The 12,105-nt window shown below is 42.9% G+C and carries 4 protein-coding genes; all 4 read left to right on the top strand.

Annotated features, from left to right (window positions below; translation table 11 throughout):
• Position 1 precedes the first annotated feature (1 nt).
• Entirely contained in the window at positions 2-979 is a 978-nt protein-coding gene (locus tag A587_RS23955) for a TauD/TfdA family dioxygenase (RefSeq protein WP_017217526.1), read from the top strand.
• Between the two features lie 136 nt (positions 980-1,115).
• Positions 1,116-7,967: a non-ribosomal peptide synthetase gene (locus A587_RS0110370; RefSeq protein ID WP_017217525.1), complete on the top strand. Its 6,852-nt coding sequence runs from the start codon at positions 1,116-1,118 to the stop codon at positions 7,965-7,967.
• 1 nt (position 7,968) lies between these two features.
• Complete coding sequence (locus tag A587_RS23950; protein WP_017217524.1) at positions 7,969-11,466, top strand: non-ribosomal peptide synthetase; 3,498 nt, start codon at positions 7,969-7,971, stop codon at positions 11,464-11,466.
• On the top strand, positions 11,463-12,105 hold a 643-nt coding region (locus A587_RS24910), incomplete at its 3' end, for a condensation domain-containing protein (protein WP_036964809.1). The genes A587_RS23950 and A587_RS24910, both read left to right, overlap by 4 nt.

Here is a 12,105-nt window from a genome sequence, read left to right as displayed (position 1 = left end):
AATGTCCATAACGACTAGGGTATATGAAGAAAAAGCCGGCTCTCCATTTGTTGTCGAAGTTCACGGAGCATCTGATTTACATAAACTTGAACAACTGAGGGAGTGGAAGGAAAGCAACAGTGATTTACTAAAAGAAAAGTTGCTTGAGCATGGGGCGATTTTGTTTCGCAACTTTGGTGTTGACTCTGTAGAGGGGTTTGATGACTTTTTGACGCAGTTTAAACAGTCGCATTTACTTGATTACACGGGGGGGAATTCTCCAAGAACAAAGCTCTTGCAAGGTATATACACATCGACTGAATACCCAGCAGAGCACTTTATCTCTTTGCACAATGAATTTTCCTATAACGAACAGTGGCCAGAGCAGCTTTTTTTCTGTTGTGTCACGCCACCCGAAAAAGCGGGCAATACGCTGATTGCGGATGGTCGTAAAGTATTGCAATTACTAGACCCTGAAATAACAGAGATGTTTGAGCAACGTAAAGTTATGTATATTCGAAATATGCATGACGGAAGCGGCATTTTCGGACCATCTTGGCAAGAAACTTTCGAAACCGATGACAAGGATGAGGTGAGTGAATTTTGTAAACAATCCAATATTGACTTTGAATGGAAAAAAGACGGCGGACTGAAAACACTGCAACAAGGGCTCGGTGTAGCGACGCATCCTATTAGTAATGAGAAAGTTTGGTTTAATCAAGCTGATCAATTTCACGCTTCTAATCACCCGCGAGATTATTACGAAGCCCTGGTAGATATGTGTGATGGCAACCTTCATACATTGCCGCAACACGCCTGTTTTAGTGATGGCAGTGAAATATCTGATGAGATACTAGAGAGTGTTAGAAACGCGTTTAAACAGCTGACTATTTACTTCCCTTGGCAAAAAGGCGATGCGTTAGTGTTAGATAACATGTTAATGGCACACGGGCGTGCCCCATTCACTGGCCCTAGAAAAATCCTCGTGGCGATGTCTTAAGGCCGATTTAACTCCCATAAATATTAAATAGCATACCTCGCTAGGGAGCGCTCAGTGACGCGAGTTTTGGGGCGTCACTGACGCTTAATTATAAAAATAAAAAGAGAAAAACAAAAAGAATTTAAGGACTCAAAGTATGGCAATAGTAACATTTATCAACAAAATTAATGCGCTCGGAATAAAGCTATGGCTAGAAAGTGGGCAACTTAAATTCAAAGCACCAAAAGGCGTATGGAATAATGAGATCCGAGATGAGTTAGTCGCTAACAAAGCTGACGTCATTACCTTTTTAGAAACGCTAGCAGCAGAGAAAAATAGCGAGGATACACCGCTCATTCAGGCGGTAAACCGAGTTTGCGATAAAGGCAACGAGATCGATAAGTTTCCATTGAGCTTTTCTCAAGAAAGGTTGTGGTTTATTGAACAAATGGGCTCTGAAAGTGCCAGCTACAACATTCCGTGGCGAGTAGATATTCGAAGTGAAGCGGATCAAACTCTGAACATTAGTCATATAGAACAGGCATTTAATGTAATCATTAGTCGACATGAAAATCTAAGGACCATATTTCCGAGTGTGGAAGGTGAAGTACAACAACAGGTTTTGAATTCGCTTAAATTAGAGCTTGAACAAGTCGATATTAGTCATATTAAGTCGCAGGGTGAGCGCGATGATGCATTACACAGGCTGTGTGATGACGAAGCACGCATGCCTTTTAACTTACAGACCGGACCTTTACTCAAAGCCAAGATATTTAAACTACACGATGCGCATCATGTATTGGTCGTCAATATGCATCACATTGTGAGCGATGGCTGGTCAATGGGGGTTTTTGTCAATGAATTCAATCACATTATTCAAGCGCTTGAGCAGGGCAGAACCCCATGTTTACCTGAGCTAACAATTCAATATGCCGATTACAGTGTTTGGCAAAGGGCATGGTTAGATAACGAGGTAACTCCAAGTAATTCGGATCCTAATTCCTCTCATTTAGCGACCCGTGAATGTGATGAGCAACAGGCATTGAAAAAGCAGTTTTCTTATTGGCAAAGCAAACTAGAGGGCGTACCTGAGGTATTAAACTTCCCAACAGATTTTGCGAGGCCATATGTGCAGAGTTTCTCTGGAAGCCGATATAATTTTAGCCTAGGTGAAGTGTTGACGGGGCAATTGAAAAAGCTGGCCGAGAAGCAAGGGTGCACTTTATATATGCTATTGCTGAGTGTATTTAAAGTGATGCTTTATCGCTGTAGTAATCAGGAAGATATTTGTATTGGGACCCCTGTTGCCAATCGCCACTATGAGGGGACTGAAAGTCTAATTGGTATGTTTATCAATACCCTGGTATTGAGAAACCAAGTCAAAGGTAGGGAGTCTTTCACATCATTATTGGCTCAAGTCAAGGCAACTTGCCTTGAAGCATTCGAAAATCAAGATGTGCCCTTTGAGAAAGTGGTCGAACTGTCGAAGGTGTCCAGAAATTCATCGGTAAGCCCACTTTTTCAAATGATGTTTCTGTTGCAAAATACGCCGAAAAGCACGCTGGGAGACCGGATGCAGGCTGCTCCGTTAGATCTAGGTATGAGTAAATTCGATGTAACGCTGGTGTTTAACGAAAACTCAGATAAGTTGGAAGGTTCGATAGAATACCGCAATGAGTTGTTTACCAAGCAAACCATTAAACGGCTGGCGAGATACTTTCATACTTTATGTGAAGCGGTTGTATTCAGCCCTGAGGTTCAAGTTAACCAGGTAGCACTGGCTGATGAATGCGAGAAAAACCACTTATTGATGAATTTTAATCAAACGCAAGCGGACTATCCAAAAGAACGGTGTATTCACGAATGGTTTGAGCAGCAAGTCATGGATAATCCCGACAGTGTAGCAGTGGTATTTGGCGATAAACAGCTGACCTATCAGGCACTCAATGATAAAGCAAATCAATTAGCGCACCATTTGATCGAGCAGCATAATGTGACACCAGATACACATGTGGGCCTTTGTGTTGAGCGTTCCCTTGAAATGGTTATCGGCTTACTTGGGGTACTCAAAGCGGGCGGTGCCTATGTACCCTTAGATCCAAGCTATCCGGAGTCGAGATTGACACACATGATAGCGGATGCCGATTTGAAGAGCATTGTGAGCCACACGCATTTGCGTAATTCATTACCCTATTACACCGGGAAAGTGATTTATCTTGATGAAGAAAGTACTTTTCAAAAGTACAGTACTGCTAATGTTGCCAAATCCTCAATCGGGCTGACATCATCGCATTTAGCATATTTGATCTATACTTCTGGTTCAACGGGTAGACCAAAGGGGGTGATGGTCGAACATCGCAGCGTCTCAAATTATTTTACGAGTATCAATGGTTACCCTCATGATGAAATTCAATGCTCAGTAATGAGCACTTCATTAAATTTTGACGCGACAGTCACTTCGTTATTCGGGTCTTGGTTAAAAGGCGGCTATTTAAAAATGCTAAACGAAAGCCGCAATGTGTTTGAAGCATTACAAGAGGCGATACAGAGCGATACGAGCACGTTGTTCAAGGTGACACCTGCGCATTTAAAGGGATTGGAATTGCCCGCTCCTGTGTTGACGCGTCATGTTGTCGTGATTGGTGGGGAAGCGCTCGCATATCAGGAGGCGAATAAAATTGCTAAAATGTTGCCTAACAGCGTATTTATCAATGAATATGGCCCAACAGAAGCGACGGTAGGATGTTGTGTTGAATTGTTCAAACATGAAGATCTGATTGATATACCCAATGTCTCCTCTATCAGTATCGGGATTCCATTATTGAATACGCAGTTGTTGGTTTTAGACTCGGATCTCCAATTGGCTCCACTGGGCGCAATTGGAGAGCTTTTCATAGGTGGAGAAGGGTTGGCTCGCGGGTACTTGAATCGCGCGTCGTTAACCGCTGAGCGCTTTGTCAACAATCCTTTCTACAATGAAAATACCCCTAATAGCTCAAAGACACTGTACCGTACTGGTGATTTAGTACGTCACTTACCTGATGGCAAATTGACGTTCATGGGTCGAATAGATGATCAGGTAAAGATCAGAGGGTTTCGTGTTGAGCTAGAGGAAGTCGAGTCACAGCTTGTTGCGCATGATGGGGTCGACTCGGCCTTAGTGATCACGAAAGAACTGGGTGGTATCCAGCAATTACTGGCATATATAAAGCCGGCTTATGAACTCGATAATAATGAGCAAGCCGCTTTTCTTACTGAGGTTAAGGCCAGCATGTTAACCCTATTACCGGAGTACATGGTGCCGAGTGTCATTATGTCGATAGATACATGGCCGCTCACCCCCAATGGAAAAGTAGATAAAAAATCACTGCCTGAACCGGACTTGACGACGCTACAAGGTGAATACTTGGCTCCTCAGACCACAACAGAAAAAATGTTAGTCGAGATTTGGTCTGAACTATTGGGGTTAGAAGCAGAAAAGGTCAGCCGCAACGCCAATTTTTTTGAGTTAGGCGGGCACTCTTTATTGGTTATGACGTTGGTTTCCAAAGCACAGAAAGCCGGGCTTAACATCGAAGTGAAAAACCTATTCTCGACGCCAAATTTAATGACATTGGCTAGTGTGATTGAAAGCAATGGTAAGACTCATGAAATACATGACTTTAAGGCGCCGACTAATTTAATTCCGGCCGATTGCCAGGCTATTACACCACAGATGCTACCATTGATTTCTTTGTCACCAAGCGAAATTGATTATATCACTTTACAAGTACCTGGTGGGGCGGAAAACATTGAAGATATATACCCGTTAGGCCCGTTGCAAGCTGGGATTCTATATACCCATAAAATGAGTCAGCAGAATGACCCTTATGTTCTACCTATGCTGTTTGAAGTAAGCAAAGAGCAGGCTGTACATAATTTCATTAACGGCATCGAGCACCTGATTCAAAGGCACGATGTATTAAGAACATTGGTGATAAGCGAAGGGCTTTCAGAGCCGGTTCAAGTTGTTTGCAGGCAAGCACAGCTGTCTGTAAATTGGCTGGAGTTAAATGATGGCGTTGATGTAAAGGCTTATATGACCGAACAGAGCTTACCTGAAAATCAATGGATAGATTTGACGAAGGCACCACTTCTTCATTTGGAAATCGCCAAAGGTAGCTTAGCGGGGCAGTTCTTTTTATTGTTGCGGTTACACCATATTATAAATGATCATGTTGGGTTAGAGATCATACACCGTGAACTCAACTTAATCAGTGAGGGGAAAATTAACCGCTTATCACCGGTGCGGCCATACCGAGATTTCATCGCTTACACGTCGAAACAATTGAAAGAAAATAAGGCTAGAAACTATTTTGAAAAGATATTGGGGGATGTTGTTGAGCCGACAGTGCCTTATGAGTTATTCGATATCAATAGAGATGGGAGCTGTATTTTAGAATCTAGAGAGTTTGTCGTTGATGATATCGCACAGCGTATTCGCCAGTTATCTAAGCAGTTCAAGTTTAGCCCGGCGAGTCTCTTTCATGCTGCGTTTAGTTTAGTTGTCGGGGCATGCAGTAATAAAAGTGATGTGGTCTTTGGGAGTGTGATGTCGGGTCGGTTACAAGGGTTAAAGCACTCTGAAAATATGTTGGGTGTGTTTATTAATACATTACCGGTACGAATTCAAATTAAAGATACAGGCGTGTTGGATTTCGTTATCAGTGTGCAGCGTCATTTACATGAGTTATTAGAGTTCGAACAAACACCTTTGTCCCTCGCACAAAGTTGCAGTGCAATAGCAAATAATACGCCAGTGTTTAGTGCGATGCTCAATTATCGACATTCGAAGCTTCAAGAAGAGGACGATAACTCGAGCCTGTCTGAATTTGAATTGATTTCATCGAAAGAGCGAAACAATTACCCATTTAATTTGAGTGTTGATGATTATGGGGTTGGCTTTGCTCTAAATTTCAAAGTGGATTCATCGATTGATGTGGCGCGCGTGATGCGATATATGCATACCGCGTTACAGCATCTAGTGGTCAGTTTGACTGCTACACCCTCACTGGCTGTCAGTGAACTTACGATACTACCAAATGAAGAACAGCAATCTTTACTGAATGAGCGCAATAATACAGTGATGGAGCATAACCAAGAGCGGTGTATTCATGAGCTGTTCGAGCAGCTGGCCAAAGATAATCCTGACAAGATTGCAGTGTCTTTTGAAGGGGAGAAATTGACCTACTCTGAATTAAATCAGCGCGCGAATCGGTTGGCTCATTTTCTGGTGGAAAAACACGGGATCAAAACGGAAGCTTTGGTTGGACTGTGCATTGAACGTTCATTGTCGATGGTTGTTGGTATATTGGCTGTGCTCAAAGCGGGGGGAGCTTATGTACCGTTAGATCCCAGCTATCCGCAGGAGCGTCTAAACAATATGATAGAAGATGCTGGACTCACTACGATCTTGAGTCATTCTAAAGTGGCGTGCCAGCTGCAAGGGGATGAATATGAAGTCATTGAACTTGATAACTCGCAACAATTTCAAGCATATCGAGCTGAGAATATTGATAAATCAACACTAGAGACTAATTTGTCAAATCTGGCTTATGTGATTTATACCTCGGGATCAACGGGCAAGCCTAAGGGTGTGATGGTGGAGCACAAAAGTTTACTCGATTATATGCTGACTAATAGTGATAGCTATTATGCTAAGAACTTGACTGGCTCTTTGGTTTTTTCATCTTTAAGCTTTGATTTAACCTTACCTAGTATATACTTGCCTCTGATCCATGGTGACTGTGTTGAGTTAGCCAATAATGAGGGTATTATAGGCAACGTGATCGACAAACTCTTGAGTGGTGTAGATGATAAGCTACTCAGATTAACTCCCTCTCATCTTCAGATTATTGTGGATCAATTAGGAGATGCTAAGGTGCAGAATTCCCATACGTTTGTCATAGGGGGAGAAGCTCTCGATGCCAGACTAGTGATGGACTTTTACAAGGTGTTTCCTGAGAGTGCGCTGATCAATCATTATGGCCCTTCAGAGTCGACTATCGGTTGTAGTTACTATAAAGTGGGTAAAGATGAGTTTAAGCTTGGTGACTCAATACCCATAGGGCGCGGTATGAAGAATACCCAAGTCTATGTCCTTAATCACCATCAAAAACTGGCGCCGGATGGAGTATTGGGTGAACTTTATGTTGGGGGGGACGGCCTTGCTCGAGGCTACCTGAATCGACCAGAACTGACATCTGAGCGCTTTATTCATAATCCATATTATGAACAAGGCAACGCACACAGTGCAGAGCGTCTATATCGTACGGGCGATTTGGTGCGCTACTTGCCTGATGGCAACCTAGAGTTCTGCGGTCGCGCTGATGATCAGGTTAAAGTAAGGGGATTTAGAATAGAACTTGGTGAAGTTGAGGCGCAGCTATCAACAGTGATGGGGGTCGACTCTGCATTAGTGAAGGCACAATCACTGGCTGGCGCGCAGCAACTTATCGGGTATGTAAAACCTGAACGTGAGCTTGACGAGGTAAGCAGAGTAACGTTTTTATCCGATGTTAAAGCGAAATTAGCAAGCCAGCTCCCCGATTATATGGTACCAAGCGTGCTAATGGTGGTATCGGATTGGCCTTTAACGCCTAACGGAAAGGTAGATAAAAAAGCACTGCCTCAGCCTGATGGGAGTTTGCTTCAGGGGCAATACGTGGCGCCTGAAACAGAAATAGAAATAATATTAGCAGAGATATGGTCGCAACTTTTAGAGGTCGATGTAGAAAAGATCAGCATTACCGCTAACTTTTTTGAATTGGGGGGACATTCTATTTTAGTTATGAGAATGAACTCCATGATTAAACAAAAGTTTGGTGTTGATCTTGCGGTATCTAAATTGTTTTTTAGCGCAACCATAGAAAGCATTGCTGAAGCTTGCGCGCGGTTTATGGAGAAAACGGAATTAGAAGCGCGCTTATCTCAACATGATGAAAAAGAACTAGAAGAAGTGGAGTTTTAGAATGAATGCCAAAGAATTAATTGTACATCTTTCTGGTTTCGATATAGATGTATACATGGATGACAACGGTAAGCTAAAAGCGAAATCTCCCAAAGGCGCAATCACCAGTGATATTGCGAATTTAATCAAGTCACACAAGGCGTGCCTCATAGATTATTTAATGCAATTTGACGGGGTGATCAGCAATGGGTCAGTAAAAGGAAAAATTCGACCTGTAGAGCGTAGCCAAACGGGCCACCAGGTTTCTTTTGCACAGCAGCGCCTGTGGTTCATTGACCAAATGCAAGGACAGACTCCAGAGTATAATATGCCCAAGGCGTTTAGCGTGCAGGGAGATTTGGACGTTTCACTCTTAGCCGCAGTTATCAATCAAATCATCCAGCGTCATGAGGTACTGAGGACCGTATATGTTGAAGAGTTAGGGGAAGTAAAGCAAATTGTTCGAGCTCCGGCCGACATTGAATTTTGCGTCAATGAGGTCGATTTTACAGATCTCACGAGTGAGATGCAGCAATCTGCTGTGCAGGAATACATAGCAGCTGATACGGTAGAACCGTTTGACTTGGCTCGTGATATTATGTTGCGAGTAAGCTACCTACAGACAGCAATGAATACCGGCGTTTTGGTTTTTAATATGCATCATATCGCCTCGGATGGCTGGTCTATGGAGGTACTTACGAAAGAGTTTTTCGCGCTTTACGAAGCCCTTAGCCAAGGCAAGCCAAACCCGCTTGCCAAGTTGCCCATTCAATATGTGGACTATGCGCACTGGCAGCGCACCCAAATGGCTGATGAAGTATTAGATAAACAACTAGATTATTGGGCTGAACAATTGAATGATTTACCAATGGTACATAATTTACCATTGAGTAACCCTAGACCAGAAGTAAAAGCACATGCTGGTGAGATGATAAGTTGTTCTTTACCATCGGAGATCCGCGCAAATTTACAAACCCTTGCTAAGCAGCTTAAGGTGACCCCATTTATGCTTTTACATGGGGCTTTATCTCTACTACTGTCTCGTCATAGCAATTGCAAAGATGTTGTGATCGGCACCCCAGTCGCCAACCGAATGCATGAAGAACTCACTCCCTTAATAGGCTTTTTTATCAACACCCTGGTACTCAAAGTTGATACACATCAGAATACCTTGTCAGATTACTTTCATCATGTTCGTCAGGTGCACCTCGATGCTCAGTCTAACCAAGATGTGCCCTTTGACAAACTCGTCGAACGATTGAATATACCGAGAAGCACTGCGCACACTCCGCTGTTTCAAATAATGATAACGACAAACACGGATTATGGCGTTGACACCGAGTCTAATATCGAAGAAATACGTTTATCTGAGGCAACACTTAAACCCTTATCGCCACAGACAATACAGGCTAAGTTCGATTTAGAAGTAAACATGCGCATTAGTGCTGAAGGAGTCAGGATTGATTGGACCTACGATGTCGCTCTTTTTAACAAGGAGTTCGTACAAGGGTTAAGTGACAATTTGTGCCGCTTACTTAGTGGGCTTTGTGAAGTTGAGCACCTCGATGTGGCCCCGCATAAACTACCAATCCTGTCTAGTGAAGCATCCTATAACCTCATTAGTGAGCTAAATTGCACAGCGGCGGATTACCCAAAAGATATGTGTATTCATGAGTTATTCGAGCAGCAAGCCTTAGACAACCCAGACAGTGTGGCAGTCATATTCGAGCATGCAAGCATGACTTATAGCGCGCTGAATGAACGCGCAAATAAACTAGCACACTACTTGGTTGATAAGCATGAAGTCAAGCCAGATACTTTAGTCGGGCTATGTGTTGAACGTTCGCTAGAAATGATTGTCGGTATTCTCGCCATACTCAAGGCTGGCGGCGCATATGTGCCATTGGACCCCAGCTATCCACAAGGGCGTATAGACTATATGATTGAGGACGCCGGGCTCACAACCATATTGGGCCTCGCCCAACTTGAGCGCGTACTTGAAGGATACACAGGGCAAGTTATTTGTATTGAAGATGAGGCAAGGTTTCAACATTATAGCGGTGAAAACCTTATTAAATCTCAATACCAACTGACTTCTTGTCACTTGGCATACATGATTTACACTTCTGGCTCGACAGGAAGACCTAAAGGTGTCATGATTGAGCATCAAAGTGTAAGCAACTACTTATCGTGTGTTAAAAGTTATCTGACGGACAACATTGAGTTTTCCTTTATGAGTACGTCACTTAATTTCGACGCGACTGTAACTTCACTTTTTGGTAGCTGGCTAAAAGGCAAATATGTTGAAGTGCTAGGGCGCGAGCAAGATGCATTTAGTGCGCTGCAGGCGTCTCTTGAGGGGGATGTCGCAGGGCTATATAAAGTAACGCCAACTCACCTCAAGGGGTTATCCTTGGCTAAACCTACTTTGACGCCGCATGTGATTGTGGTTGGTGGTGAGGCTCTATCTCGGAGCTTAGCGGTGAAAATGCTCACACAGATGCCTAATGCACAATTTATCAACGAGTATGGTCCTACTGAGGCCACCGTCGGTTGCAGCTATCATAAATTTTGTTACACTGAGCGAGAAGCGCTTACTAAAGAACATAGCATTCACATAGGAAAGCCTATATGTAATAGTCAATTCTATGTAATGGGGCGAGGTGAACAGCTATTACCCAAAGGGACGCTGGGCGAGCTTTATATTGGTGGTGATGGTTTAGCTCGAGGTTACTTTAATCGTCCAGAGTTGACAGCGGAGCGTTTTGTTAAAAACCCGTACTACAATAAAGCGGATGCAAATAGCTCTGAGCGTTTGTACCGAACGGGTGATCTTGTGCGTTACTTGGCTGATGGGAGTTTGGAATTTGTTGGCCGTATTGATGACCAAGTTAAAATACGCGGGTTTAGGATCGAGCTTGGTGAAATTGAAGCGCAGATTGCGCTGCAGCCAGGGGTGGATTCTACTGTCGTGTTGGCAAAGGATTTGCTCGATAGCCAGCAACTAGTAGGGTACATAAAACCTACTGTTGATCTCAATGAGTTCAGTCTCGCTCGCTTACTTTCTGAGACTAAGAGCGAACTTTATAAACAGTTGCCTGATTATATGGTTCCGAATGCCTTGATGCTGATCTCTGAGTGGCCATTGACTCCAAATGGTAAAGTAGATATCAATGCGCTACCTCAACCTGATGGCAGCGTTTTGCAAGGGGAGTATATACCTCCTGAGACGGATACAGAAAAGGTGTTAGTAGAGATCTGGGCACAGATTTTAGAGATAGATATGAAAAAAATCAGTGTCACAGCTGACTTCTTTGAACTCGGTGGGCACTCTTTACTCGTAATGAAAAAGAAGGCGATTATTCAACAAAAGTTTGATGTAAGTATAGAAGTCGCAAAGTTATTTGATTGCCCAACAATAAAGCTCACTGCAGAAACAATAGACAGTAAAATACTAAAAACAAAAATTGAGCTAGTCAGCGATAAGATAGAAGAAGATGAAGTGGAACTATTGATATGAAAAAGCTTCTTAACCATTTATATGATATTGGTATTAAGTTAACGACAGAAGATTCTGTAAACCTAAAAATTGTCGGAAAAAAAGAAAAGTTAACACCCGAACTTATAACAAAAATAAAGCAAGACAAAGATAAAATCATTGAATGGTTAAGAAAAAACAATAGTCAACCTGAGGTAAACATAACCAAAGTTGATCATCCAAATGGGTTATGTTTAACCTCTTACTCGCAGCAAAGATTGTGGTTTATCGACAAGCTACAAGGCGGATCGGCAGAGTATAATATGCCGTTGGCGTTTAAAGTCGCAGGTCAGCTGGATTTAGACATTGTCCAGGCGGTCTTTCACACCATTTTGGCGCGTCATGAAATATTAAGAACCGTATACGTCGCCGATGGGGGGGACACATTACAGCATATTCGAAGCATTGATGAGTGTGTGTTTTCAGTCGAAGTAGAAGACCTAACACATCTCACGGGTGAGATGTTAGAGTCACAAGTAAAAATGATCGTTAAGGACAATGTGAATATAGCCTTCAACTTAGCAGAAGATGTGATGCTGCGTGTGAAGTATATTAAGACAAGTGTTGATACGGGGGTGATGGTATTGAACATGCACCATATCGCCTCAGATGGCTGGTCGA

This window comes from Pseudoalteromonas sp. NJ631, assembly GCF_000276645.1.
Taxonomy (GTDB): Bacteria; Pseudomonadota; Gammaproteobacteria; order Enterobacterales; family Alteromonadaceae; genus Pseudoalteromonas; species Pseudoalteromonas piscicida.
This window is presented reverse-complemented; position numbering and strand designations above follow the sequence as displayed.

What these genes read in the sequence shown, in the direction of transcription:
- A587_RS23950 (WP_017217524.1), top strand. Translation starts at nt 7,969, where the DNA reads ATGAATGCCAAAGAATTAATTGTACATCTTTCTGGTTTCGATATAGAT.
- A587_RS0110370 (WP_017217525.1), top strand. Translation starts at nt 1,116, where the DNA reads ATGGCAATAGTAACATTTATCAACAAAATTAATGCGCTCGGAATAAAG.
- A587_RS23955 (WP_017217526.1), top strand. Translation starts at nt 2, where the DNA reads ATGTCCATAACGACTAGGGTATATGAAGAAAAAGCCGGCTCTCCATTT.